The organism is Alteromonas sp. ABM1_013, assembly GCF_056160505.1.
The window spans coordinates 392451-418761 of sequence record NZ_JBSWXH010000004.1; the positions used below are offsets into that span (position 1 = coordinate 392451).

Sequence of the window (26311 nt, forward strand, 5' to 3'; positions counted from 1 at the left end):
ATTCGCTTATGCTTAGCATTCCTTGGCTAAATTACATTCAACTTTTGTTTTATTCGCACTTTTTTCTTTAGTACTCATCCGTGGGACCGCTCTATTTATAGACGAAAGCAGAGCAAAGCTACGCGAAACACTTATTCTTAACCACTACCTTTTCCTTACGACTAATAACTAATACGAATAAAGAATTGGCATACAGTTAATAAATGGCTTCAATAATTTTTCATTCACAATGTGAATAAAGAAAAATGCGATTATTTTTTGTACAGACGTAAATGTTGAAATTAACTTCAACGAAGTTTTGACAATGTTGGGGCGCTTACAAAATGAAGAAATCGTTGAAGAAAAATAGAACTCGTTTCCTTACCATGAAAGTTTGTTAATTAAGTTTGGTGATCGAAACAGTCCCATAGTGCGTTAAACCGCTAATTACTGAAAAGAGAAATTCTTCCATGTTCGGACTTTTTAATAACAATCCAACGAAAAAAATGCGCAAGCAATACGATGCTTTATTAGAAAAAGCCATGCATGCACAACGAAACGGTGATATCAAAACGTATTCGCTGCTAACGGCTGAGTCTGAAACGCTTTGGAAAGAAATAGAAAAATTAGAAAACCCTGACAACTCAAAAAACAACTAAGCAAATTTGCCCTAGTTTTCTCGCTCTTTGTTTTCTAAGCCCTTACAATGATGCCTTATATGTAAATGCATCAAAACAATAAGGCGTCTTTGATATGCAAATAGGCAGTGCTGTAACGGCATTTAAGCAGCTCACTTCCAGGCTACTACTTCTTGCCACCTGCGCGGTGCTGTCCAATACAGCTTTCGCTATTGAAGCGGGTCAATATTACTATTTCATTTCAGAAAAATGTGTAGCCAAAGGGCCTCAAACGCCAGAAGAGCGCGGTGCCGTAACGCCAGATGTTATGCTATTTGAAGTGGTACCCGCTGGGATCAGCGACTACTACGTAAATATGAATACAAGCGCCCTAGTTCACTATACAGAGGAAGGGCAAGACACTCTTTCTTCGTTAGAGACAGAGCAGGCGTATACTGCTGGCAAAACACCGTCAAAGGACAGCCTTAGAAAAGACGGGAATGCTATTCATCACGACTTTATGTTGCAACGTGAAGCCATAGATTTGAAAACCCTGATCAACACCTTAAACGGTTTTTCGCAGCTGCAATCTGATAAAGGCTACTTTTTTAAGAAGATTGTAGGGCTTTCAAACCCTAACGCTAAGTTCAAAGCCATTACCCGAGTTCGCTTAACCGATATGGGTTACGACAATCGCATGATGCTAACAAGCTACTCCAGCGACTACTTTATGCTTGATGAACAAGGCAAGGCCTCTGACACGCCTTTTATTACGGTAGATCACGGCGCAGCGCTACGCAGTTCACTGCACAACACCAACAGCCCGTACGCCATATTTACCAAAAATTCAGTATGCGGTGAAAAATGGGAGCCGGGCAATTAACAAGGTAATTAGCTAGGACATACTTTAAACGCTTGTTGAATGGAGCGGGCTTGCTTCGGCTTTAGCGGCTTTGGTTTAAAAGGCTTTGGTTTAAAAGGCTTTGGTTTTAAACCGCTCTGGTTTTAAGTACTACGATAGAGCGTTTTAATAAGGTGGTAGCCGAAGCGTGTTTTCACTGGCCCGTGTACTTTAAGCACTTCTTTCTTAAACACCACATCGTCGAAGGCTTTTACCATTTGGCCTCTACGAAATTCGCCTAAGTCGCCGCCCCGCTTGCCCGACGGACATTTAGAATGACGCTTTGCCAAAGTTGCAAAGTCCTTACCCTTTTTAAGCTGCTCTAAAATAGAAAGCGCTTCTTTCTCTGTTTTAACCAAAATGTGAAGTGCGGATGCCGTTGCCATGGAAAGGACCTAATTTTTCTCGAGGGTTTAAGAATAATATCGTGCACACTAAGTATACCCTAGTGAACAACCCGCCTGCCATTAGTCAATGTGATGTGTTGGGTTAAAAAAGCGATGTAAAGGCTACGCTGCTGTTTAAAAACTGCGTATCGTTAACCTTTATCAATCATTGACGAGTCTTTCCTCTTGTTACCAGAATTCGACTTGGCCCAAGCGATAGGAATGCTGAGTTTTGCGCTTGGCATTTTGTGCTTTTATCAGCGGGATGATCAGCACCTGCGTATTATGATGGTTGTGATGAATTTAAATCACGCCCTGCATTTTGCGCTACTCGGTGCCGTTACTGCATGCTTAAGTGCTTTACTTTCAGTGGTAAGAACAGGCATTTCGATTAAAACCCGCTCCCGCAGTGTCGCCTATCTATTCATATTAATATCGCTAGCAGCCGGGCTGTATTTGGCCGAAGTTTGGTACGACTTATTCCCTATTTTGGGCACGTGCATAGGCACTTATGCCTTGTTTTGTTTGTCGGGAATACGCATGCGTTTAGCGTTTCTGTGCGGCGCTATATGTTGGCTAACCAACAATATCATTGTCGGTTCTATTGGCGGCACCTTGCTTGAAGCTACGTTACTGGCAGTTAATAGCTTCACCATTATTCGCTTGTACAGAGGGCAAAAAGTACTCGATCAGACCTGATTGCTAATTTATGCCAGACTATGCTCCCAATCTACACGTCTTGATTGCCCAAAGTGAATGCGTTGCTATACACACTGCATTGGAAGCTTTCAAGCCAACCTCGTCGAGTGAGTCGAAACACGTCAATTAGAACGAGAGCGCAAACAGACTCGTTACTGAGGTATGATAGTCCAGTGACATAGCGATAGATAACAGCGTTATATTTACAATGGAGAAACCAAAAACACGTTTTGCCCAGCTTTCTACTTTGATGTCGGGTCTGTATCCGCGCAGTGCCATTAACAGCCACCAAAGGCTGGTTGCAAAAGCAACCGTTAAAAAGCCAATGCCCGTATAACCGCTTAGTGGAAGCAGCATTACCACTAAAGCAAATAACGCAATATGTAGAACAATATGGCGTTTTGCTTTCGCTATACCTTGCGATACAGGCAGCACGGGAATATCAGCAGCCTTGTAGTCGTTATATCTAAAGATAGCGATGGCATAAGAATGGGGCATTTGCCAAATGCTGAACATTCCCAGCAAAATAGCTGCGGCCATATCAAACTGACCACTTACTGCGCAATAACCGACCACTGGCGGCACCGCACCTGACAAGCTGCCAACAAGTGTGCCGTACACCGAGTTTCGTTTCATATACAGGCTGTAAACGCCCACATAAATAACGTAGCCAAAGGCGGCAAAAAATACGGCGGTAAGGTTAGTGTAAAGCGCTAACAAGCCAAACCCAGCAACGCCTAGCACTGCACCGTGCAACATTGCAGTAAGTAATGGCAACTCGCCTGTCACCGTAACCCGATTTGCGGTGCGCTGCATTTTTCCGTCTATATCTCGGTCAATGCAGTTGTTAATTACGCACCCCGACGCCACCACCAGCGACAAACCGATAAGCGTGGCAAGCAGCAACCAATAATCTATTTCGCCACGGGACGCTAGCAAGAAACCGCCCGTTACTGAAATAGCATTGCCCATTATGATGCCTGGCTTAGTGACTGACAGATAACGTTTATAAGTAGAGGTCATGGGTAAAATCCAAAATTAGAATACGCTCATTTAGGCGCGTATCAATGAATACTGAGAAGCCCAATATTGAGCGCACTTCAGAAAGGCACTATGTGAGGGCTCAACGTACTGACCGAAATTCAGTAAGCACATGAAAAGCCCGACACAATCGTCAGGCTAGACCACATATACACAGTGATTTGCTAATACATCATCATGGCGTTTGATTCGTAGATGATCCAAACGGATAACCCAACCACCATGAAAATAATGAGCGCACTGAATAAGAACGAAAACGTATTGGCTCTGCCTTCTTCGGTAACAAAGTTAAGGTGCAAAAAGTATTTAAGGTGCACCCAAATTTGAACCAAGCCCAAGGTTACTACGCTCCAAATCGTGGTAACTTTAGATAGGTCGCCATTCATCACTAGAGTGAACGGAATAGCGGTGAGCACCACAGATAGAATGAAACCAATAACATAAGACTTTACATCGCCATGGCTAGCATCACTACTATGTTCAGATGAAGCGTGGTTATTCGAATTCGAAGCTAATTTTGCATCGTGTAACGCCATTACATTGCCCCCATTAAATACACTACGGTAAATACACATATCCACACGATATCGAGGAAGTGCCAAAACAGGCTCAAGCAGCTTAGTCGGGTAACGGTTTGCTCGCCAAGACCTCGGCGGGTTACTTCAATAAACATGATGGTCATCCAAATAAGACCAGCTGTAACGTGCAATCCATGCAGCCCTACAAGCGAGAAAAACGCCGTTAGAAACGCACTTTGCTGCGGTCCGTTGCCATGCTCAATAAGGTGATGGAATTCATAGACTTCCATACCGATAAAACACGCTCCCAGCGCCCATGTCACCGCCAGCCAAGCAAGAGCACCTGATTTGTTTTGCCGGTGAGCGCAAATCATGGCAAAGCCAAAGGTAATACTGCTTAAGAGCAATGCAGCTGTTTCCACAGCCACAAAGTTGAGTTCAAAAATATCTTTGCCAGACACGCCCCCTGCCGTGTTCATGAAGAGCACGGCGTAGGTGGCAAAAAAAGATGCAAACAACAAACAGTCGGTCATTAAATACAACCAAAAACCAAACACAGTGTTGTTCTCATGATGTTCTTCATGTGCGTGTGCTTGAGGCATTGGCGCTGCACTTGAAGTTGCAATAGTACTCATTAGCGACCTCCTACTATATTTGCACTTAAGTGCGTAGCTTCAACTCGTTCAACCTCATCTACCTGCACGTAGTAATCAACATCTGCGGTATAGCAACGTTTAATGAACACCCCTATTCCTGCTGCTAAACCGGCAATGGCTAGCCACCATATATGCCAGATAAGCGCGAAGCCCATAACGGTAAAACTCATGCTCATAAACACACCCGCAGAGGTGTTTTTTGGCATATGTATAGGTGTGTATTTCTCTGGGCGTTGATACGACTCGCCCCGTTCCTTCATATCCGTCCATGCATCGATGTCTTTGACGTGCGGTATATTGGCAAAGTTATAGAACTGAGGTGGTGACGCTGTTGACCACTCTAGCGTGTGACCATTCCACGGGTCGCCTGTTGTGTCGTTGAGCTTTTCTCTGTTTTTAAAGCTGACGAACAATTGTAGTAGCTGGAAGAAAATGCCAATCGCAATAACAAACGCACCAAATGCGGCAATGTATAACCAGATATTCCAGTCAGGGTTGTTTGTGTGATTTAAACGGCGTGTCATACCCAAGAAGCCAAGCACATACAGGGGCATGAACGCCAATAGGAAACCAATTTGCCAGCACCAAAAGGCTGCTTTTCCGGTTTTTTCGTCAAGCTTAAAGCCCATCGCTTTCGGGAACCAAAAAGCAAAGCCAGCCAAGTAGCCAAACACTGCACCACCAATAATGGTGTTATGAAAGTGAGCAATAAGGAACAAGCTATTGTGCAGTACGTAGTCTGCGCCAGGTATAGCTAACAGTACGCCTGTCATACCGCCAATGGTGAACGTCACCATAAAACCTAATGTCCATAGCACAGGCACGCTTAGTACTAGACGACCTCGATACATAGTGAAGAGCCAGTTAAATAGTTTCACCCCCGTGGGGATAGCAATAACCATGGTCATGATGCCGAAGAAAGCATTCACATTGGCGCTCGACCCCATGGTAAAGAAGTGATGCAGCCACACAATAAAGCCAAGAATGGCAATAGCGCCCGACGCATAAACCATCGACTTGTAGCCAAACAAACGTTTAGCGGTAAACGTTGAAATAACTTCTGAGAAAATACCAAATGCAGGCAGTACCAAAATATAAACTTCAGGGTGTCCCCACGCCCAAAACAGGTTGATATACATCATAGAGTTACCACCGGCTTCGTTAGTGAAGAAGTGGAAGTCCATATAGCGGTCTAGCGTTAGCATGGCTAACACAGCGGTAAGAATAGGGAACGAGGCGGCAATCAGAATATTCGCCCATGTACAGGTCCAGGTAAAAATAGGCATTTGCATTAACTTCATGCCTGGTGCACGCATTTTAAACACGGTAACTAAGAAGTTTACGGCAGTTAGCAGGGTACCGAGCCCGGATATCTGCAGGGCCCATATGTAATAGTCGACGCCAACCCCGGGACTAAACTCCAACCCGGCTAGCGGCGGATAAGCAACCCACCCTGTTTTTGCGAATTCACCTAACCCTAAAGACACATTCACTAGAATTGCGCCACCTGCGGTTAGCCAAAAACTCAAATTATTTAAAAATGGAAACGCCACATCACGGGCACCAATTTGCAGTGGCAGAATAATGTTCATTAAGCCAATCATAAACGGCATCGCCATGAAGATGATCATGATAACGCCATGGGCTGTGAAGATTTGGTCGTAATGCTCTGGCGGGAGGTACCCGGGCGCACCATTGGTTGCCATTGCAAGCTGAGTACGCATCATAATAGCGTCGGCAAAGCCGCGCAGCAGCATGATCATAGCTAGCACAATGTACATAATGCCCAGACGTTTGTGGTCGACAGACGTGATCCAGTCAAACCACAGGGTTCCCCACTGTTTGTGTTTGGTGATTAGCATGGCTATAACCACACCAAGCAGTGCCACTACGGCAAGTGTCACCATAATAATAGGCTCGTGATAGGGCACGGCCTCTATAGATAATTTACCTAAAAAAGACATGATTATTGTGCATCCTTTTGATGATGACGGTGTTGCATTTGAGGCATTGTGTGATGTTCGCCGGTTGCGGCATTTTCTGGCTTGCTGTAAAAGTCCATAGAGCCGTGATCTTTCATATACTTCATCACGATGTCGTGAAAGAGACCTTCACTCACTTCGCTGTAGTAAGTCACCGGGTTGTTTTCACTTGGCTTGGCAAGCTGCTCATAAGAAGCGGAAGTTAACGGTGTTTGGGCTTGTTTTACGCTTGCAACCCAATCGTTAAAGTCGCCTTCAGTAGGTGTGGCAATAGCGTTGAATTTCATGCCCGTAAAGCCTGCGCCACTGTAGTTTGACGAAATACCCTTGTAGGTACCTGGCTCGTTGGCAATAAGGTGAAGCTTAGTTTCCATTCCCGCCATGGAATAAATCTGGCTTCCCAACTGAGGAATGAAAAACGAATTCATAGTGCTTTCAGAAGTGATTTTAAACGCCACAGGTTTATTAGCCGGAAACACTAATTCATTGACGGTAGCAATGCCTTGCTCAGGGTAGATAAACAGCCATTTCCAGTTAAGCGATACCACTTCAACAGTAAGGTGCTCTCCTTTGCCTTCTAGCGGCGAATAGGGGTCGAGCGCGTGTGTCGAGCGCCATGTGATCACGCTTAACGAAATAACAATTAAGATTGGAATAGACCAAACAATGGCTTCAATCTTCGTTGAGTGTGCCCATTTAGGGGTGTAAATTTCAAAGTCGCGACTTGCGCGATATTTCCACGCAAAGTAAAGCGTAAGCACAATAACGGGAACAACAACAATCAGCATCAGGATAGTACAAAGAATAATAAGGTTCTTTTCATCCATGCCCACCTGCCCTTTAGGGTCAAGTACGCCACCGCTGCAGCCGGCTAACGTAAGCCCAGCACCAGCAACAATCAAAGTAAAAAGGTTACGAATAGACAAAACAAGTTCCTATAACCCACAAGTTAAACGGCGATAACTGCGCAATTCCTAAAGGAACTACGGGTTTACAGCATCGAAAAACGCACCAAAAGTGGCGTTATTACGCTTAAAGCGCAGCACTCATGGTGTCTAAAAAAATCGGAGACGTTTAACTAAAAAGAGGGGGCGCTCGGCTGCCAACCGTTTGAACAAAAGGCTGAGGAAATGTAGGGCAAAGGTAAGGGGTAGGCTGGCGCTGCTTTGTTATTTGCGCCTTTGCTATAGCCGTGGCTTTAACCAATAAACCGACTAATACCAACGCGATAGTGGGAACGATAAATTGTGAAAGCGTGTGATTAGCAAGTGCAATAACGAAAGGCTCGAAAACCAAGCTTTCATTAAATGCACTAACAAACTCTGTAGCGTCGGCCATGGTGCCACTAATAACTAGCGCAACATTCAGCAACAGCACCATATTAGCTAGCCACAGCATAGCGCCTACACCATTGGTGTAGTTTACTGCGGGTCTAATTAATGAATTCAATTCGCTTAAAAAAGCGAAAGAACGTGGTGCCATAGTGGGTAGTATGCCTTATAAAAAATGCACTAGTTGCCTACTTAAAAGATAAAGCAGGCGTGGCAGGTTAAAGGCAATCGTTATTAAGTACAAGTTAGTGTTCGAATTGCTCTCAGGCCATTCCTTTACCACTGAAACGAATAACTTTCCATTTATTTAACATGTGAGGATTACTCTTTCAAATTATGCAGTCTGCTTTACTTACGCTGTACCTTTTGTTTTTAGGCATTTCACGATCCTTTAACGTGAAACTTGCTTCTTCTTGAAAGAAAGCAATGTAAATTTTTCGTTTATAAAAACTTGGCAAAAAAGAGAATGTTGAAAAGTTTATGATGCGGTAAGTTTCAGATAAATACGATAAATCACGAGAATTAGTTAGGGAGCATGGAGATTGAAACAGGTATTAGAATGACCAGCACTGCCGGCCATTCCCTGCTAGTACTTACCCTTGCCAGTTTTCACAGCCAGATATTTTTTTATCAATAACTAAATCGCCCTCAACCTCATATGCAATGTAACCAATTAAGAATGAAAAGACGACAGAGTCTGCGGTAACATCAGTTAAGCCAACGGCGCATTTGTCGCTCTCAATCGCTTTATCGGCAGCTTCTTTTACATTTGGAATACCTAGAGGGAAAATAATCACCGGCTTGCTGTCTTCACCTTTCACTCGAGGGCCTTTCACAAAATCCCCTTTGTTTATATCAATATTTTTTGTTGAAGCGAGAGTAAAGTCAGCAACTCGTTGTGCGCAGCCTGAAGAAAATAATGCGCTTAAAATAACTAAAGAAAAGAATGCTTTTTTCATAATTTAAAACCACGTAATAAAAGGGCGCGCATTATTCCATAAGCTGTGCGACTTCGTGAAGCTATTAATAACCATTTCTTCTTTTTTTCAGATACTTAGAGCAAAAAAAGACCAACAAACAAAAAAGGCGCTGAGTGTTAACCCAGCGCCTCTCTTTTGGCTTCTTTTCTGTCCTACATCACTGTCTACATTTTCATATACTCTTATGTATACGTTATAAGTAATCCATTGATATACAAGGACTAGAGGAGAGCAGCTTTGATTACATCATGCCGCCCATACCGCCCATGCCGCCCATATCAGGCATTGCAGGCGCTGCTTCTTCTTTAGGTAGTTCAGCTACCATTGCTTCGGTAGTGATCATTAGTGAAGCAATTGAAGATGCGAACTGTAGTGCAGAGCGCGTTACTTTAGTTGGGTCAAGGATACCCATCTCTAGCATGTCGCCGTAAGTGTCGTTACCTGCGTTGTAACCGTAGTTACCTTCGCCGTTCTTCACTTCGTTAACTACTACAGATGCTTCTGCACCTGAGTTGATAGAGATTTGACGTAGAGGCGCTTCCATTGCACGTAGTGCAAGCTTAATACCTACTGTTTGGTCGTCGTTGTCGCCAGTAAGCTTAGCAAGCTTAGCTGCTGCGCGAACTAGTGCTACACCACCACCAGGTACTACACCTTCTTCAACCGCTGCGCGAGTTGCATGTAGTGCATCTTCTACGCGGTCTTTCTTCTCTTTCATTTCAACTTCAGTTGCTGCACCAACTTTAATTACTGCAACACCACCAGAAAGCTTAGCTAGACGCTCTTGAAGCTTTTCTTTGTCGTAGTCTGACGAAGACTCTTCAATTTGACCTTTGATTTGAGCACAACGGCCTTCAATCGCTTCTTGGTCGCCGTTACCGTCAACAACAGTGGTGTTGTCTTTGTTGATAACTACGCGCTTAGCAGTACCTAGGTCTTCAAGCTGAACTTTTTCAAGGTCTAGACCAATTTCTTCAGAGATTACTGTACCGCCAGTTAGGATAGCGATGTCTTGAAGCATTGCTTTACGACGGTCACCAAAACCAGGAGCTTTAACCGCTGCAACTTTAACAATACCGCGCATGTTGTTAACTACTAGTGTAGCAAGCGCTTCGCCTTCAACATCTTCAGCGATGATCATAAGCGGCTTACCAGCTTTCGCTACGCCTTCAAGGGTAGGAAGTAGTTCGCGGATGTTAGAAATCTTCTTGTCAACCAATAGGATGAACGGGTTGTCTAGTTCAACAGTACCGTTTTCTTGGTTGTTGATGAAGTATGGAGATAGGTAACCGCGGTCGAACTGCATACCTTCAACAACGTCTAGTTCGTTTTGAAGTGCCTGACCTTCTTCTACTGTGATAACACCTTCTTTACCTACTTTTTCCATTGCTTGAGCAATGATGTCGCCAACTTCTGAATCAGAGTTTGCAGAGATAGTACCTACTTGTGCGATAGATTTGCTGTCTGCACAATCAGTAGAAAGGGCTTTAAGCTCTTCAACTGCTGCCGCAACCGCTTTGTCGATACCGCGTTTAAGATCCATTGGGTTCATACCCGCTGCAACGCTCTTAAGGCCTTCAGTTACGATTGCTTGAGCAAGTACAGTAGCAGTAGTTGTACCGTCACCTGCTTCGTCGTTCGCTTTAGACGCAACTTCTTTTACCATCTGCGCGCCCATGTTCTCGAACTTGTCTTCAAGCTCGATTTCTTTCGCTACAGACACACCATCTTTAGTGATAGTAGGTGCACCGAAAGACTTGTCTAGAACAACGTTACGGCCTTTTGGACCTAGTGTTACTTTAACTGCGTTAGCTAGTGTGTTTACGCCTTTTAGCATTTTGCTGCGAGCGTCATCACCAAAACGTACTTCTTTAGCTGCCATGATTAAATTCCTCTAAAATTCGTTTTAACGTTAGTTGTTATTACTCAACAATCGCTAGAATGTCGCTTTCGCTTAGGATAAGTACTTCTTCACCATCCAGCTTTTCTGTTTTAACGCCGTAACCGTCGTTGAAAATAACGGTGTCGCCTACTTTAACGTCTAGCGCTTTAACTTCGCCGTTCTCAAGAATGCGACCGTTACCTACTGCGATTACTTCGCCGCGTGTAGATTTTTCTGCTGCAGAACCAGTCAGAACGATACCGCCTGCAGATTTGCTTTCTTGCTCTGCGCGCTTAAGGATTACGCGGTCGTGTAAAGGACGAATTGCCATTTTCAAGTCTCCTGAAAATTCCACTATTCAAGTTTATGTGATTACCAATATTCAGACTGTCTGAATATTGTGTGCCTGGGTTGCTCATTGCTGAGCAGTTAAAATCTTATCTGCACGGATAGATGGGGTAGTACCCAGATAACTTCAAGGGTTTTTAAGCAAAAAAATGTAAAAAATTTGGTTTTTTCGCTAAATACTTATTTTTACTAGGCAAGTAAACGCCGTTTATCTTAGTAAACGGCGCACATAACCTGACGGAAAGGATGTTTGGGCTCGCTATTTTAAGCGCTTATCTGGGTCGTTGGTGGTGCGATCCGAGTACTCACCTTCAAACACATCACCATTATCGTTGTGTGAGCGTGAACGCTCATCGAAAGGACTTTGTCCAAACGGAGACTGAGCTTGACCGAAACCTGAAGCTCCCGGCCCCATTCCCGGAGCAACAACGCGCATTTTCATATGCTTACTTACCTGGGCGGCAAAGAAGTGACGTGAGCCCGGCATTGCTAAAAGGAAGCCGAATATATCGGTAATAAAGCCTGGCGTCACAAGTAAAATGCCGGCAACTACTAGCATTAGGCCTTCAACCAACTCTTTACCCGGCACTTCATTCCGCTGCATTTTTTCTTGTGCCGTTTGCAGCGTACTTACGCCTTCACGCTTAACAAAATAAGCACCAATAAAGGCAGAAAGAATGACCAAACCAACGGTATTCCAACCACCAATTACGCTACCTACATTAATTAGCAACGCAATCTCTAAAATAGGTAATAGGGCAAACAGTATAAATAAAACCCGCAAAATGCTTCCTCTTTCATGTATTCATAACCTGTTATAAGGTCTTTGTACGTAATAACAAGAAAAGGTGCCCATCCTTTCGTTTAAATAGCCACGTAAAGCGACCGATAACGACCGAGATATACGTTAGCTATGAAAGAATAGAGCGCTGATTCGGGTCTATTACACATCGACTCATTAGCAAAGTAGCAGGCGCAAACAAGGTAGGATACGTTTATGACAATAAAGCTTGTACTGTGTACCACACCCGATGAAAAGACAGCGCAGTTGATTGCCAGCACCTTGGTTAAAGAAAGGCTTGCAGCTTGCGTGAATATTGTTAAGGGTATTGAGTCTGTTTATGAATGGCAGGGTAAAATAGAGACCGATACGGAATGCCAGTTACTCATTAAAACGAACACACAGCTAGCATTACAAGCTTTTGATAAGGTTAGCGAGTTACATCCGTACGATGTACCTGAATGGCTAGAACTTAACGCCGAGGCTAGCAGCGCTTACGGTCAGTGGTTGCAAACCACGCTACAGCGCTAGTTAAAACGTAATTCCCAATAAAAATAACGACAACGCAAAATAGATATAATGAATCGTAACTTTATGACTTTACCTTCTTTTTCATCCGGCACTACATCAGCTTCGCTGTTCCATCGCTTTACTGCTTATGTTCTCTCAGCGTTTTGTTTAATAACATTATTAAGCGCGTTCGCCTTTGCACAGGTGCCCAATGCTTTTGACGATCCATTTGCAGATGAACCCCAGTTTTTAGATGTAGACCAAGCGTTTGCGTTCGATTTCAATCAAAATGACGATGTGCTTACCTTAAGCTTCGATATTGCGGATGGCTATTATCTGTACCTAAAACAGTTCAAGTTTGTGGCGAAAAAAGCCGAAATTGGCGAGCCTGAGTACCCAACCGGCGTAATGATCGAAGATGAGTTTTTTGGCGAGTCTGAAGTATTTTACAACGGCGTATCTATTAGTCTGCCTATCGAATCAGCACTCAGTGACGGCGTAGTTAAAATTCGCTATCAAGGCTGTGCTGACGCAGGGCTTTGCTACCCACCTACGGTGAAAGTCGTGTATTTAAATGAAGTGGGAAGCAGTGCAGTTGCTGATACAGACACTATCTCAGAATTAAATAACGCAGCGACCTCTTCGCAAAGCGAGCAGTTTGACCTAGCCCAACAGCTTATCGATAAAGATAACCTGGCCCTTACCCTAGCCTTATTTTTTGCATTAGGCGTAGGCTTAGCTTTTACGCCTTGCGTGTTCCCTATGTATCCCATTGTGTCGGGCATTGTGATTGGTCAAGGCAAACCTAAAACTGCCTCGCATTCATTCTGGCTAACCTTCGTTTATGTACAAGGTATGGCGATCACTTACTCACTACTTGGATTGGTGGTTGCAGTAGCCGGCGCTCAGTTTCAGGCAGCGCTGCAACACCCTGTAGTGTTGGGCGTATTTATTGTGCTATTTGTGGCGCTTGCCGTTGCTCTGTTTGGTGGTTTTGAAATTCAGCTGCCAGCAAAGTATCAAGAAAAGCTCACTCACATGAGTAACAATCAAACGCCCGGCAGTTTCGCAGGTGTATTTGTTATGGGTGTATTGTCTGGCCTTATCGCTTCGCCCTGCACGACTGCCCCGCTAACCGGCATATTGCTATTCATCGCTCAAACTGGCGATATGACGCTAGGTTTTGTTTCGCTTTACTTGTTAAGCATAGGTATGGGTGTACCGCTCATTCTGTTCGGCATGACGGGCGGTAAGCTGCTACCTAAGGCGGGTAACTGGATGAATGTGGTTAAGGTTACCTTTGGCTTCATGATGCTTGCCGTGGCCATTGTGTTTATTGAGCGTTTATACAATAGCCCTGCCACTGGCTTCCTATGGGGGTTGTTAGGTTTTGGTCTATTCGGTTATTACTGGACACTTAACCGCGCAAGTAAGAACTCACTAATGAAGCTTGTACGCGCTGTTATCGTTGCAATGGGAATTATGGGAAGTGCTGGGCTTACTTATCAGGCAGGGCTCAATGCCGGGCTTTGGGGCGAACACGCTGAAGGTGTTCACGCCGGGAACCCAGACTTTGTTGTTGCCAGAGACTTAGCAGACTTACGCAATAAAATAGCGGCGGCTAACGCACAAGGTAAAACCGTGATGGTCGATTTGTACGCCGACTGGTGCGTAGCCTGTAAGGAATTTGAGAAGTACACTTTCCCTGACGAACAAGTGGTATCTGCACTCAGCAATACAGTATGGATGCAAATGGACCTTACCGATAATACGCCAGAGCGCCAGGAGATTTTTGACACCTTCACTGTGCTAGGCTTGCCTACTATTTTGTTTTTTGACGAAAACGGCGACGAGCTAACTAAAGCGCGTGTGACTGGGTTTATGAAAGCAGAGGCCTTTGCTAGTCATGTGAACGAGTGGCTTAACAGCGCTAAAACCAACCGCAGTCAGAATGAGCGCGCCAATTGAAGTAATTAGTACTAAGAAAAGTGGAGTTGCCCATAGCGCATTGTTCGTGGCGTTAAGGGCGACTTCAGTAATTCAAGGCATCGAAGCATTCACTTAATATTGCAGCCCCTGTTGGTCCCCCCCCCTAATTAAACCGTGAACTAATGCTCTTATGCTTTCTATCGCCTGCCTCTCAAAAACGCAGCATGCTGGGATCTAACACCAGCATTCCGAGCAAATAAAACAAAAAACTTTGCGCCGAAAACACCTGATTAGACCAGTATTTTGCTGCGAAATCTTTATCTATCACTATAATCATCAGTTAACACAATAAACGAGCAGATAAATTGGCTTTTTTTCGTGCAACTGTCACAAAATTTTGTTGAAATGGCAATAACAGTGACATTTTCCCGAAGATAGCAGCAAACTAGATGAATATTTTTTTATTAAACGGCCCTAACCTGAATATGTTAGGCCAAAGAGAACCCGACAAATACGGCACGCAAACCTTGCAAGACATCGTTGATGATTTGCAAGCGCAGGCTGCGTCGAGCAACGTGAACCTAACGCATTTTCAGTCTAACGCTGAGTTTGAACTGATCGACCGCGTACACGCAGCTATGGGAACTGTTGATGCCATTATAATTAATCCTGCTGCCTTCACGCACACCAGTGTCGCCCTTCGCGATGCATTGTTAAGTGTCAATATTCCGTTTATTGAAGTGCATTTGTCGAACGTTCACGCCCGTGAACCTTTTCGTCATCATTCTTATTTTTCTGATGTTGCAGCTGGCGTCATTGTTGGCCTTGGTGCCATGGGCTATTCGCTCGCGCTGACTGCGGCAATCAATTTACCGAAATCGCCAAAATAGAGCAGAGACAGAACATGGATATTAGAAAGATTAAAAAACTCATCGAACTAGTGGAAGAATCTGGCATTGCCGAGCTAGAGATCACTGAAGGCGAAGAGTCTGTACGCATCCACCGTGGTCCAACAGGTGTTCAAGCGCCAATGAACTATAGCTTTGCAGCACCAGCTGCACCGCAAATGGCCCCTGCGCCTGCAGCGGCTGCTACCACTGCGTCTGAAGCGCCTGCTGCAGAGCCAGCTCAGCCAGACGGTCACGTTGTTAAGTCTCCAATGGTAGGTACGTTCTACCGTGCATCTTCACCAACGGCAAAACCATTTGCAGAAGTTGGTCAGCAAGTAAAAGTTGGCGACACGCTTTGTATCGTTGAAGCGATGAAGATGATGAACCAGATCGAAGCAGACAAAGCTGGTGTGGTTAAGGCAATCTTGGTTGAGAACCAAGACCCTGTAGAATTCGACCAGCCAATGTTCATCATTGAATAAGCGAGTGCTTAACTATGCTAGATAAAGTACTTATTGCTAACCGTGGCGAGATTGCCCTACGTATTTTGAGAGCCTGTAAAGAACTGGGCATCAAAACCGTAGCCGTGCACTCGACTGCGGATAAAAACTTGAAGCACGTGTTGCTGGCTGACGAATCAATTTGTATTGGTAAAGCATCGGCAACCGAAAGCTACCTTAATATACCGCGCATTATTGCTGCGGCCGAGGTCACAAATTCAATCGCCATTCACCCTGGTTACGGTTTCCTAGCAGAAAACGCAGACTTCGCTGAAGCGGTAGAAAAGAGCGGCTTTATTTTCATTGGCCCTAAAGCTGAAACAATCAACCTTATGGGTGATAAGGTTTCTGCTATTAACGCTATGAAAAAAGCTGGTGTTCCTTGTGTACCTGGTTCAGACGGCCCGCTAACCGATGACGCTGAACGCAACAAAGCGATTGCAAAGCGCATTGGTTACCCAATCATTGTTAAAGCCGCTGGCGGCGGTGGTGGTCGTGGTATGCGCGTAGTTCGCAGCGAAAGTGAACTGGTAAAAGCCATTGAGACCACGCAAGCGGAAGCTGGCGCAGCCTTTGGTAACGCAACGGTCTACATGGAAAAATTCCTTGAAAACCCGCGTCACGTAGAAATTCAGGTATTGGCCGATGGACAAGGCAACGCCATCCACCTAGGTGAGCGTGACTGTTCAATGCAGCGTCGTCACCAGAAAGTGGTTGAAGAAGCGCCTGCACCGGGTATTTCTGAGCAAATGCGTGCAAAAATTGGCGATCGCTGCCGTAGAGCCTGTATCGAAATTGGTTATCGCGGCGCAGGTACGTTCGAGTTCCTATATGAAAACGGTGAGTTCTATTTTATTGAAATGAATACCCGTATTCAGGTAGAGCACCCAGTATCTGAAATGATCACGGGCGTTGACCTTATTAAAGAGCAACTTCGCATTGCCGCAGGTCAGCCACTGTCAATTGATCAGTCGCAAATTCAAATTCGTGGCCACGCTATTGAATGCCGAATTAACGCAGAAGATCCACAAACCTTTATTCCTAGCCCAGGTCCTATTGATATGTTCCATGCGCCAGGTGGTTTGGGTATTCGTTGGGAGTCGCATATTTACGCAGGCTACCACGTGCCACCATACTACGATTCAATGATTGGTAAGCTTATTACCTATGGTGAAAGCCGCGACGAAGCGATTGCTCGTATGCGCCATGCTCTTGAAGAAATTGTGGTTGAGGGCATTAAAACGAATATCCCTCTTCAACGCGCCATTATGGCCGATGAAAACTTCTTCGCAGGTGGAACCAACATCCACTACCTAGAGAAGAAGCTAGGTTTAGCCTAATCCCCCCTTTGGGCTACACAGCGTCTTTCGTGTAGCCCAATTTTCTACCTTCGCTATTCGCTATTCGCTATTCGCTATTCGCTATTCGCTATTCGCTATTCGCTATTCGCTATTCGCTATTCGCTATTCGCTATTCGCTATTCAGTACATTCTAATTTTCCGATTACCACAATCAATTTTTAACGATTTTCCTATTTAAAAATTGGCTCTATACTGCATACAAGTTTTAAGACATCTCCCTAAGTTTGAAACTTTTTGTGTGTTTACCCTTATTGGAGTCCCACTCCACTTATTGCCGGCATCCCTGCCGGCTTTTTTTTGTCTTTTTCCCATTACATTGCAATTTATTTGCGCCAATTAATTAGATTTAATGTATAAACTAATTAGTCATGCCGTGTAGGGTTTAATAAGTGCGAAAACCGGTTTTTCTTGTTTTACCACTCATCATTGTTACTGGAACTGACGCTCTTGCAGAGCCAATATCGCCTTCTTTCTCACAGAAGCTAGACATTCAAGTTCGATACGATGAACGTTCTAATCGCCCTAGCAGAGAGCAATATCGACTGCGCTATTACCCATCGGTGGCGCTCACCTCAACGTGGTCAGTAAACAGCTTTGTTGTTACGGGCGATGACTTTTCATCAAGCCACAATACGTTCGGCAGCGATAACACCGATTACCTCTATGCGAGACGACTTTATTTAAGGCACGAGAACGATTACGGCAAAACCGAGTTAGGCATTATACCGACTTACAAAGGGCGTGTTTCTTCCACCGGCTTATCAAAAGATGGTTGGATAACCGGGGTACGTCACGTGAGGCAATTAGAAAACGACACCGCCATTGAAGTAGTAGTTGGCCAACTAGCTAACGCAGAAGCGTCTGAAGCCTTTAATATTGGGGGAGAAGATGAATATTTCGAAGTAGAGTACTCAGCAAAAATGGACCAGCGCCATAGCTACGAGGCCAGTTTTGAAAAAATGCTCGGCGGTACATTTGCCCGTGCAGAATATCGGTTTCGAGTAAACGATGAAGATACTGCGTTTGTTGAATTGGTGCAGCGTATTGATGAAAGTGCCGCAAAAGTTGTAGTAGGCACCAGCGGCGAATTTGCAGCCAGTGCGTTTAACACGTCATACCCTATAGAATACTTCGCATACTACTCCTACATAGACAGCGACTTTGGCGAACGCGCTGAACTAATTGAAGATTTCTTGGGAACAGGTCACGGTGGCTCGCTGGAATTTAGCGGCGTATTATCTGAAAAGCATGATGTCGAGTGGTTTGTCAGAGCGGATGTTGTAGATAGCGTGAGTCGGTTACTGGCCGGCGTAAAGCTTTCCTTTGAGAGTTAAGTGACTGACGTTCGTCAGTTCGTTAAAACAACCGATAGCATAAGAACGGCTAAGACAAATAAAAAAGGCCCATCAAACGATGGGCCAAACAGCAAGAACGCGTACACACTTTAACAGTGCATAATAGATTACGAGCTGGTCTGCCAATACGTTCAGTTATTTCAGATTACGTATTTTTAACCTAGCCTACTTTCATCCAGCTATTGGTTTTACTAAAATTAGGCGAAGTTAGTTAGTCAGGATTATTAGGTCCATGGCTAAAAAGCTATAAGTTTTACCCGCAACAAAAAGGTGTTCTTGTGCCAAGCCGCTACGCTCAGTTCAAAGAAAAACTTCCCATTTCTCGCCTTTCTGATGAAGTGCTTCTTGCATTTCGGGTTTTATTCGATGCTCCACTTGATATTGTAGATTTAGCGCAAGATATTGCAGATTTGGCGATATACCCTGAACGCTTAAAAGAGAGCTACAGAAAAGAGTGGGAGGCCTATGTTCTCAAAGCGCTTGCTTTTGAAATTAGGCAGCACGACGATTTATCCACTGCCGAGTTTATAGAACTCATGATGAGTAAGGTTGAAGCATTGCAGCAAAATGATGAAACCTACCAAAATCTTTTACGTCAGGTTCACCATGCGAAGAGCATTCTGCAATCAGAAAACACGGTTGTCTTCCCAACGCCTTTGCGCCAAGAACTAACCGCGTTTCTTTTACCTATAACCACTATTACTCCGCCAAAGAAGTAACTTGGGCTAATTCACGTTGTCAGACTGGTAACGCCAAACAAATACTTATCAAAATTACTTATTGGCACTTTTATATTTGTACTGCGAAGGACAATAACCCCTATCCACTCCTTCTGGGCGCAAGCTCGCGTGTTTAGTTTTTCTGCCCGACACGCGCTCACGCCAGTTTTTAAAGGTTTTTTGTTTAAGGTTCTTACGCATAAGCTTTATCACGTCTTTTTCCGGCAGCCCGTATAAACGTTCAATTGCTTCAAACGGCGTACGATCTTCCCACGCCATTTCAATAACTCGTGATTCTTGTTCTTCAGTTAATGCCATGTTTTACATCTCAATATGCACGTTATAACTCAACTCAATACTGAGTTTACGCGCATTTTGTTCAGTGCCCATATGCTAAAAAGTTTAATAACAACGTTATTAATTCGCTGACAGACTCGTCGATTCATCATCTTTCTCAAACGCTAGCTTTAACAACTCGGCAGCAGCCTTGGCATCACTTAACGCGCGGTGGTGCTGCTCCATTTCGATATGGAAGTGCTTGGTTAGGTTAGCCAAAGAGTACGAGGGCAACCCTGGATAAGTGCGGCGCATTTCGCGAACTGTGCACATTTTTGGTCGCCTAAAATGCTGCTCTAACCGCGCAAACTCTTGTTTAATGAACCCATAGTCAAAGTTCACGTTATGGGCAACAAACACAGCGTCTTCAGTAAAGCGCGCCACCTGATCTGCAACTTCAGCAAAAAGCGGCGCGTCTGCCACCATGTCATCTGAAATCCCGGTAAGACGTGTTATATTACTAGGAATTCTGCGCTGCGGATTCAACAAGGTTTGAAGTCTGTCTACCTCTTCACCGCCGACTAATTTAACCATGCCTATTTCGGTAATACGGTTATAACTGTTGTTGCCCCCTGTGGTCTCTATATCTACCACAACATAAGGCTGTGCAGGGTCGCGTATCCATTTTACGGTTGTTACCGCAACATCAAAACCAGCTTGCTGCAAACGCTGAATGGAAACCAATTGGTTACGGCGAAGCTGATCGCCCGGCGCTTTAATTTCTTCAAAGCGAAGCGCGCCGTCAAACACCATAATGTCGGGGAAACCATCGCGCAGGCTTTCAAAATCTTTACACATCATGCGAAGTAAAGCATAGATACTGTCGAGAGAACCGTGTTCTATCAGAGCCTCTAAAGGCGTAAGCAAATGGCTTGACCACATAAACAGGCTGTTCACTTTGCCATAGTGCATTGTGGCCATTTTATGAATGTGAAAGCGCAGTTTCTCTTTGCTATCAAGGGCAAGCAGCAGTGCTTCAATACTTTGCTCAAACTTGGCGTAAAAGTTATTTTGCTTAAGCGATAATGGCCTGCGATCGAACTCAGTAACCAGCGTATCTTCTTCGTAAAGTTGCTTCCAAAAAGTAAGACCGAATAAACTTCGCCACAAACGGTTTTCTGTGCGCCAGCCTTCTACGCCTTGCCTTGCATAATGGGCCAATACGCCGCGTTCTACCTGCTGATTTTGGCTTACATCAATATCTAACGACCTGCTTGCATTTCGTAGCATATCGGTAACGGTACTGGTACGCTTTTTATGGTATTTACGGGCATAAAAATCTTCGGCAAACGCTAATAGCGTATCAGATTGAGGATTATCAATAATGCCCTCAAGAGCTTGTTTGACGTCATCTTCTTGTCCGTCTTTATAGCTCTCTCTTAGCCACTTTTCTTTCGCTTTATCGCTTTGCGCTAGTTTTAAAATGTCTAACCCTTTGGCCCTATCGAAAGCCAACACTTTAAGCCCAAGTGCGTAAAGCAGCTGATCGCGATAGAAACTGGCTGACACACCTTCTGTAGCAGGGAAATCACTATCCGCTAAGGCAAGTAACATATCATTGTTATAAAAGGCTAGCTGGCTATAGTGGTTGGCGTAAAACCAAGCTGCTTGCGCATCGCTTTTACTTTCAAAGCGTGCAGTATCGGTTACCGAATCGGAGCGGGTTCTCATTACACCGAGATCGCGCATAGAAAACTGATTCAGACGGCTTTTGGTATTACCGAAATAGATAAACAGTAAATAGCGAAGCGCATTATCAAATAGACACACTAAATAGTTGTTTAGCGAAAAGCTCTCTGGCCAGCCTCTAGCACCGATATGTTCATTAAGTAACGTCACGAGTTTAGGCTTAGTGAGAGACGCGAGCCCCTGCGTACTGCCGTATTCAGCAAGAAGCGCCAACAACGCATCTTTGGTTAGAACGCCGGCGATATCATTAAGCGACGCGTTCGAAAGGTCGCCAAACCACCCGCTATCAATGAGACAATCTATTTGTGCTTGCGGCTCGGTTATTTCGCCGTAGTTAAACTGGGTTCTGTCAATAACCGCATATTTGCGATTTGCAGCGCGCACCACAATACATTTTTTATCATCGTTTAATGCGTTGAAGCGCTCAACAAAATCAGCTGCCTCATCACTCAAAAGCATGCTGTTAGCACCTTCAAAGAACTTAAGGAACTCGTGAAAATGTGTGAGGTAATAACGTGGCGGTAAATCTTTTCGCATGAGGTATCTTTGGCTATGAAAACACCAATAGTGTATATTTATACAGCCAAGTTAATCAAATTAAATCCATATCGAATGTATTTAAAGTCTACTGGCCGGTATTAGACCAAGCCATTTATTAAACACGCACTCGCTGTTTAGACACCCACTGAAAGAACGTTGAAAGCTGCTCGTCATCTAGTAAGCGTTGTAAATTAAAATAGTGCTTGGCCAATGTCATCTCATCATAAAAGCGATGTATGCCGCTATGGCACTGCCTACAAATATAAATACCGTCCTGCAGTTCGGCTTTGCTAAAGTGCTTTTTGAAATAGGTGCGTCGGTGCATTTTTTTCGGGATAAGATGATGATAAGTAAGTCGCGTTTCTCTATTACAACACGGGCAGTTTCCTACTTTATTTGCCACACCATCACCTCTATTCATTCACCTTGCTGCTGTTTATTCGGGCTAATTATTAAGCCTTTCATTTAATAATGGCTATTGCGATTGCCTCAGCACGGTTTTTTCATAAACAATGGGGTATTTTGCCAAAGAAAATCCACTCGTCTTAGCATTACGTAATAAACACTATTCATGATTAATAAGGCAATAAAATATGAGCTTAACCCGTTCCATGGGCTTCTCGTGCCCTTACTGTATGGCGCCTAATGACGTTGAGATAGATGAGGTTAACGATGTGGGTCAAGTCCAAGTACTCGACTGTCAGGTGTGCTGCCAACCCATAGAGTTGACCACTTATCAGCATGGTGACGACATTCAAATTGAGGCAGAACGAGAAAATGACTAAGCAGTTTACACGCAGCGATATAGATGCGCTTGCACAGCGATACCGAGCTAATCTAGTCAATAGCTTGTCTGGCTTTAAGTCGGCTACGTTAGTGGGTACCACAAACGGAAACACCAACAATTTAGCCATTGTAAGCTCTATCGTTCATGTGGGTGCTAACCCGCCACTTGTAGGCATGATAATGCGCCCACATACTGTGGCACGAGACTCCCTTAGTAATATAAAGCAACAGGGCTTTTATACGCTAAATCACGTGTCGACTGATTGGGTAGACAAAGCGCACCAAACGTCTGCTCGCTACGCCCCAGATGAGAGCGAATTTGAAGCAGTGGGTTTAACGCCGCAGTTTAGCGAGACATTTAGTGCACCGTTTGTTAAAGAAAGCGAAATCAAGATGGGCTTAAAAGTAGCGCAACATTTAAAACTGCTTAACGAAACCGAAATGGTTATTGGAGAAATTCAAGAGCTTCATATGCCAGAGAGCATTATTGATGAAGACGGATACGCCGATATAGAAAAAGCAAACACTGCCTGTATTTCTGGATTAGATAGCTATCATAGCACTACGCGTGTTGCACAGTTTGCCTACGCCAAACCCGGAGTCCCTCTAGCTAAAAAATGAACTTGTAGCAGATAGAAGGGTCTGATAATTACTATCGGGTATTATTACTCTGAAGTTTATTTAATCTAGATCAAGTGAAAATAAGACATTTCATTCGATCTTTTTTCAAAAAGAGATAGTATTTAAACATTACACAAAACCTGCCTCTTTGGGCAGGTTTTTGCGTTTAAGACACTGAATAAAAAAGAATCATTATCGTTTCTATCTCTTAAGGAGAATGTTATGAAATCTGTAAACCGCCGTGACTTTTTAAAACTGTCTGGCTCTACAGTTATCGGTCTTACATTAGGTGGTGTAGCGTTACGTGCACAAGCTCAAGAACAATTGAGTGCTGATGACCCAACTGCGAAAGCATTAAACTACACACCGTCTTCAACCGTTGAAGGTGCAAAATGTGCAAACTGCATGTACGTGCAGGGTGCAGATGGTGAACAATATCGCCCTTGTAACATTTTCCCTAATAAGCTGGTTAACGCTGATGGCTGGTGTAGTGCTTGGGTTAAAAAGCCAGGCTAACAACTTTAGTCATTGTAACTTCACTTAGCGCCCGTCAATTGTTAGCCGGGCGTTTTGTTAAGTTATAAACAGTCGTGTAAGTATCAGCACCTACGCTAGCCAAGTCCGCCTATCTATCGTGTGTAGTGACCAACAAAATGAAATGATGACTATTTTTCGCTGAACTAAAAACATTGGGCGTATTCAACCAACAATTTCATTTAGCGAAACACGAGATAGCCACTTATTGTCCAAACAAACCTCTAACTGCCGCAGCCAAGTAGAAAGTGCTCGGAGATGGCTTTTTGAAGACACTTGTGTGCTTAACCATGATTCATTGTCAATTAACCATAGCGGCGAGTTTTTAAGGATTTCAGAAGTTAATGCGATGGGTGGCAACGATAAGGCTAATGCAGCTATCGTTTGATACGGCCTCAGTTCATGAGCCTTGACTAATTCAGCTTTCATACGACTAAGTTCATCGATGGTAAAGATCTGCAAATTGTGCAGTCGCTTGGTAAGTTGTGGACCAACGCCTTGAAGGCGAATGACCTCAATATCGCTTTTTAAGCCTTTCCACTTCGCTGGCACCAAAGGTGTGTCCATAGAGTGAACATTATAATGGACGTCTAGTAACCACCCATCTTGTGCAAGCGGGTAGCGTTGGAGATCAAGTTGAGGTGCGGCTTCACTATTACTTTCGTCATCGGTTAGCTGGCCCATTCTTACTCGGATACTCTCTACACCGAAACTAGACTGCTGACCGGCTATGGTATTCATTACCGTTGCCATTTCAGCATGTATTAACCAAATTAAGCTCTGTACGTCAGTAGAAGTACTCATAAAATGGACTTGAAGTGAATTTCTACTTCGCTGTAGATGTTTGCGCTACTTTGAGCGTCTTGCGGCGCGCGATTACTTGCTGGCGTAATGTTAAGCCTTGTTTTAATCAATTTTGACGTATCGATAACCCCGGCAAAACGATTGGCTACTGACAAATTACTCAGAGTTAAGTTTCTGTTTATTGTTGCATTTCTGCTTGACGCTGAGTTACTCTCTTCCCCCTCTTCCTGTGAGCCATCGTCCTTCATGCTAAAAGTGAGCTTAGCGTTGATCTTACCATGATCGACAGACAGCTTAGGAATGCCGTTTACCAACACATCAGAGAGTAATTGCCGTTGCTTTTGCGCAATCGTTAGCATGACAGCTATTTTTACTTTCTTTGCTCCTTCTTCGGTTAATTTTTTGCCTGAAAAGTCCTGTTTTTCCTCTAGTGAAATTCCTAGGTCTTTAAAAAATGGGGGGGACTCTTCTTTTTGTTGCGTCGGTGCTTGATACGGTGCGCCCTTGTAGACCGCGTGCTCTGTATCGCTATCAAACGGATAACGCTGTTTGAGATTCTCTTCTAATTGGAAAACAAGTTCATCGTCTTGCATACATATTGCAACAAACTCGTCGTCTGAAAGTGACAATAGACTGCTTAGTTCTGATATTTTATCTTGTTGTTCGATTTGCGATGCGAGAACCGCACCAAACGTATCTGAGATGAGCTTTGCCACAAACTCGGCAAAACCCAGCTCATTAAGAGCTGAGTTTGACATGGCGCGTTTCCTTACTGATCTAGCGGTAAATAATCGGTGCGGAAGTTAATTTTCACACCACCAAAAATATTTACTCTTGAGCCTGATCTATCTTGATCAACTTTACTCGTTGTCGTTACTGTCACATTCGAATACTTAGTTGATGCCGATGCTTTGACCCACCGAGATAAAATAGAGCCAGTTTTAGCACGAGCTTGTGCAGAAAACGCTTTGCGGTTGTATTTGTTTTGTGTTTCTCGGCTGAAAGACGAGCCATAGGTTGTAAACGTTAAACGCGTTTCTATGTCACCATTCTCAATGACCAAGCGCAAGATTCCTTGCTTGACCATTTCTTTGAGCATGTCATATTTATTCACCGATATTCGCTTCGCTACCGCATCTAGAATAGCGTCATACGAATTTTGACCATCTACAGCAACTTGATTATTGTCGGCTACTCCCGCTTCTGCCGGGGTTTCAAGTGCTTTATTTAACGCATCAGCTTGTGCTTGATCTAATGTGGCGTTTCCTCCGTTATTTTCAACAGCGGTAACCTTCTCTTGATCGTCCACATCAGCAGGTAACGCACGTGCTAAAAAATCTAAAATCATGTCACCACTAATATCGTCTTTGGTGTCATTGATAAAGGAAGTAAGCGATTTGCTAGTTTGTTGGAGAAGCTCGATATAAGCTTCGGTTTGGCGGATGTTGCTAGAGATTAAGGCGTCAAACACATCGGTTATGAGTTTAGTCGTAAATTCAGGGAATCCAATTTCGCTTAGTCTCGTGGCCTGAGTAACTGCTTCAGAAGTTCCAGACATAATACACCTCCATAGTGATAATCTAGAATGAAGTGACATTTACCGCAGTCATTGTTTATATGTGTTGACCTCTCCACT

At 44.1% G+C, this 26311-nt stretch carries 30 protein-coding genes; 13 read left to right on the forward strand and 17 right to left on the reverse strand.

Features of this window, described 5'->3' with window-relative positions; translation table 11 throughout:
- Positions 1-449: 449 nt before the first annotated feature.
- Together ACXAGK_RS13600 and ACXAGK_RS13605 are read left to right on the forward strand one after the other, a co-directional pair.
- A complete protein-coding gene (locus tag ACXAGK_RS13600; RefSeq protein WP_474856644.1) occupies positions 450-638 on the forward strand; it encodes a DUF6435 family protein in 189 nt (62 codons plus the stop codon).
- Positions 639-732: 94 nt separating this feature from the next.
- A complete protein-coding gene (locus ACXAGK_RS13605; protein ID WP_474856645.1) occupies positions 733-1479 on the forward strand; it encodes a hypothetical protein in 747 nt (248 codons plus the stop codon).
- Between the two features lie 122 nt (positions 1480-1601).
- Here the strand turns inward: ACXAGK_RS13605 and ppiC are convergent, their stop codons facing one another.
- Entirely contained in the window at positions 1602-1883 is a 282-nt protein-coding gene (gene ppiC, locus ACXAGK_RS13610; protein ID WP_474856646.1) for a peptidylprolyl isomerase PpiC, read from the reverse strand.
- A 186-nt stretch (positions 1884-2069) separates the two neighbouring features.
- Between ppiC and ACXAGK_RS13615 the strand changes: the two genes are divergently transcribed.
- Complete coding sequence (locus tag ACXAGK_RS13615) at positions 2070-2582, forward strand: YgjV family protein (RefSeq protein ID WP_474856647.1); 513 nt, start codon at positions 2070-2072, stop codon at positions 2580-2582.
- Positions 2583-2708: 126 nt separating this feature from the next.
- Here the strand turns inward: ACXAGK_RS13615 and cyoE are convergent, their stop codons facing one another.
- The 10 genes from cyoE to ACXAGK_RS13665 all read right to left on the reverse strand — a co-directional run bounded on the left by cyoE (position 2709) and on the right by ACXAGK_RS13665 (position 12104).
- Positions 2709-3605: a heme o synthase gene (gene cyoE / locus ACXAGK_RS13620; RefSeq protein WP_474856648.1), complete on the reverse strand. Its 897-nt coding sequence runs from the start codon at positions 3603-3605 to the stop codon at positions 2709-2711.
- 182 nt (positions 3606-3787) lie between these two features.
- The gene (gene cyoD / locus ACXAGK_RS13625) at positions 3788-4159 is read right to left on the reverse strand and encodes a cytochrome o ubiquinol oxidase subunit IV (RefSeq protein ID WP_474856649.1); all 372 of its coding nucleotides are present in this window, start codon (positions 4157-4159) and stop codon (positions 3788-3790) included.
- A complete protein-coding gene (cyoC, locus tag ACXAGK_RS13630; protein ID WP_474856650.1) occupies positions 4159-4776 on the reverse strand; it encodes a cytochrome o ubiquinol oxidase subunit III in 618 nt (205 codons plus the stop codon). The genes cyoD and cyoC overlap by 1 nt, the downstream gene beginning before the upstream one ends.
- On the reverse strand, positions 4776-6761 hold the full coding sequence (cyoB, locus tag ACXAGK_RS13635) for a cytochrome o ubiquinol oxidase subunit I (protein ID WP_474856651.1): 1986 nt from the start codon (positions 6759-6761) through the stop codon (positions 4776-4778). Before cyoB ends, cyoC begins: the two co-directional genes overlap by 1 nt.
- A gap of 2 nt (positions 6762-6763) precedes the next feature.
- Positions 6764-7705, reverse strand: a complete 942-nt coding sequence (cyoA, locus tag ACXAGK_RS13640; protein WP_474856652.1) for a ubiquinol oxidase subunit II — start codon at positions 7703-7705, stop codon at positions 6764-6766.
- A 148-nt stretch (positions 7706-7853) separates the two neighbouring features.
- The gene (locus ACXAGK_RS13645) at positions 7854-8261 is read right to left on the reverse strand and encodes a hypothetical protein (protein ID WP_474856653.1); all 408 of its coding nucleotides are present in this window, start codon (positions 8259-8261) and stop codon (positions 7854-7856) included.
- 442 nt (positions 8262-8703) lie between these two features.
- Positions 8704-9069 (reverse strand): hypothetical protein, encoded by a 366-nt coding sequence (locus ACXAGK_RS13650; protein ID WP_252119389.1) that lies wholly within the window; start codon positions 9067-9069, stop codon positions 8704-8706.
- 262 nt (positions 9070-9331) lie between these two features.
- Positions 9332-10972: a chaperonin GroEL gene (gene groL / locus ACXAGK_RS13655; protein ID WP_474856654.1), complete on the reverse strand. Its 1641-nt coding sequence runs from the start codon at positions 10970-10972 to the stop codon at positions 9332-9334.
- A 40-nt stretch (positions 10973-11012) separates the two neighbouring features.
- Entirely contained in the window at positions 11013-11303 is a 291-nt protein-coding gene (locus tag ACXAGK_RS13660) for a co-chaperone GroES (RefSeq protein ID WP_012520088.1), read from the reverse strand.
- 276 nt (positions 11304-11579) lie between these two features.
- Positions 11580-12104, reverse strand: a complete 525-nt coding sequence (locus ACXAGK_RS13665; protein ID WP_474856655.1) for an FxsA family protein — start codon at positions 12102-12104, stop codon at positions 11580-11582.
- Positions 12105-12317: 213 nt separating this feature from the next.
- Between ACXAGK_RS13665 and cutA the strand changes: the two genes are divergently transcribed.
- The 7 genes from cutA to ACXAGK_RS13700 all read left to right on the forward strand — a co-directional run bounded on the left by cutA (position 12318) and on the right by ACXAGK_RS13700 (position 19365).
- Positions 12318-12632: a divalent-cation tolerance protein CutA gene (cutA, locus tag ACXAGK_RS13670; RefSeq protein WP_474856656.1), complete on the forward strand. Its 315-nt coding sequence runs from the start codon at positions 12318-12320 to the stop codon at positions 12630-12632.
- A gap of 63 nt (positions 12633-12695) precedes the next feature.
- Positions 12696-14579, forward strand: coding sequence for a protein-disulfide reductase DsbD (locus tag ACXAGK_RS13675; RefSeq protein ID WP_474856657.1), 1884 nt, complete (start codon positions 12696-12698; stop codon positions 14577-14579).
- 410 nt (positions 14580-14989) lie between these two features.
- Positions 14990-15430 (forward strand): type II 3-dehydroquinate dehydratase, encoded by a 441-nt coding sequence (gene aroQ, locus ACXAGK_RS13680; RefSeq protein ID WP_474856658.1) that lies wholly within the window; start codon positions 14990-14992, stop codon positions 15428-15430.
- Between the two features lie 14 nt (positions 15431-15444).
- Positions 15445-15912, forward strand: coding sequence for an acetyl-CoA carboxylase biotin carboxyl carrier protein (gene accB, locus ACXAGK_RS13685; RefSeq protein WP_015068439.1), 468 nt, complete (start codon positions 15445-15447; stop codon positions 15910-15912).
- Positions 15913-15926: 14 nt separating this feature from the next.
- Entirely contained in the window at positions 15927-17270 is a 1344-nt protein-coding gene (gene accC / locus ACXAGK_RS13690) for an acetyl-CoA carboxylase biotin carboxylase subunit (RefSeq protein ID WP_118491308.1), read from the forward strand.
- Between the two features lie 410 nt (positions 17271-17680).
- Complete coding sequence (locus ACXAGK_RS13695; RefSeq protein ID WP_474856659.1) at positions 17681-18625, forward strand: hypothetical protein; 945 nt, start codon at positions 17681-17683, stop codon at positions 18623-18625.
- Between the two features lie 299 nt (positions 18626-18924).
- The gene (locus ACXAGK_RS13700; RefSeq protein WP_474803736.1) at positions 18925-19365 is read left to right on the forward strand and encodes a hypothetical protein; all 441 of its coding nucleotides are present in this window, start codon (positions 18925-18927) and stop codon (positions 19363-19365) included.
- A 54-nt stretch (positions 19366-19419) separates the two neighbouring features.
- Here the strand turns inward: ACXAGK_RS13700 and ACXAGK_RS13705 are convergent, their stop codons facing one another.
- From ACXAGK_RS13705 to ACXAGK_RS13715, 3 genes are all read right to left on the reverse strand, one after another.
- Positions 19420-19683 (reverse strand): TIGR03643 family protein, encoded by a 264-nt coding sequence (locus ACXAGK_RS13705; RefSeq protein ID WP_179984972.1) that lies wholly within the window; start codon positions 19681-19683, stop codon positions 19420-19422.
- A gap of 99 nt (positions 19684-19782) precedes the next feature.
- Positions 19783-21927 (reverse strand): exonuclease domain-containing protein, encoded by a 2145-nt coding sequence (locus tag ACXAGK_RS13710; RefSeq protein WP_474856660.1) that lies wholly within the window; start codon positions 21925-21927, stop codon positions 19783-19785.
- A gap of 118 nt (positions 21928-22045) precedes the next feature.
- Positions 22046-22333 carry a hypothetical protein gene (locus ACXAGK_RS13715; protein WP_269917953.1) on the reverse strand — a complete coding sequence of 96 codons (288 nt, stop codon included), beginning with the start codon at positions 22331-22333 and terminating at the stop codon, positions 22046-22048.
- A 190-nt stretch (positions 22334-22523) separates the two neighbouring features.
- On the opposite strand from ACXAGK_RS13715, the gene ACXAGK_RS13720 reads away from it, so the two are divergent.
- The 3 genes from ACXAGK_RS13720 (at position 22524) to ACXAGK_RS13730 (ending at position 23853) form a co-directional block, all read left to right on the forward strand.
- Complete coding sequence (locus ACXAGK_RS13720; RefSeq protein ID WP_105932532.1) at positions 22524-22715, forward strand: zinc ribbon domain-containing protein; 192 nt, start codon at positions 22524-22526, stop codon at positions 22713-22715.
- Positions 22708-23337: a flavin reductase family protein gene (locus ACXAGK_RS13725; protein WP_474856661.1), complete on the forward strand. Its 630-nt coding sequence runs from the start codon at positions 22708-22710 to the stop codon at positions 23335-23337. Before ACXAGK_RS13720 ends, ACXAGK_RS13725 begins: the two co-directional genes overlap by 8 nt.
- Before the next feature lie 222 nt (positions 23338-23559).
- Positions 23560-23853, forward strand: a complete 294-nt coding sequence (locus ACXAGK_RS13730) for a high-potential iron-sulfur protein (RefSeq protein ID WP_118491294.1) — start codon at positions 23560-23562, stop codon at positions 23851-23853.
- 183 nt (positions 23854-24036) lie between these two features.
- Here the strand turns inward: ACXAGK_RS13730 and ACXAGK_RS13735 are convergent, their stop codons facing one another.
- The 3 genes from ACXAGK_RS13735 to ACXAGK_RS13745 are packed head-to-tail and all read right to left on the reverse strand — an operon-like array spanning position 24037 to position 26233.
- Entirely contained in the window at positions 24037-24675 is a 639-nt protein-coding gene (locus ACXAGK_RS13735; protein WP_474856662.1) for a hypothetical protein, read from the reverse strand.
- The gene (locus ACXAGK_RS13740; protein ID WP_474856663.1) at positions 24672-25433 is read right to left on the reverse strand and encodes a hypothetical protein; all 762 of its coding nucleotides are present in this window, start codon (positions 25431-25433) and stop codon (positions 24672-24674) included. The genes ACXAGK_RS13735 and ACXAGK_RS13740 overlap by 4 nt, the downstream gene beginning before the upstream one ends.
- 11 nt (positions 25434-25444) lie before the next feature.
- Positions 25445-26233 carry a hypothetical protein gene (locus tag ACXAGK_RS13745; RefSeq protein WP_474856664.1) on the reverse strand — a complete coding sequence of 263 codons (789 nt, stop codon included), beginning with the start codon at positions 26231-26233 and terminating at the stop codon, positions 25445-25447.
- Between the last annotated feature and the right edge of the window lie 78 nt (positions 26234-26311).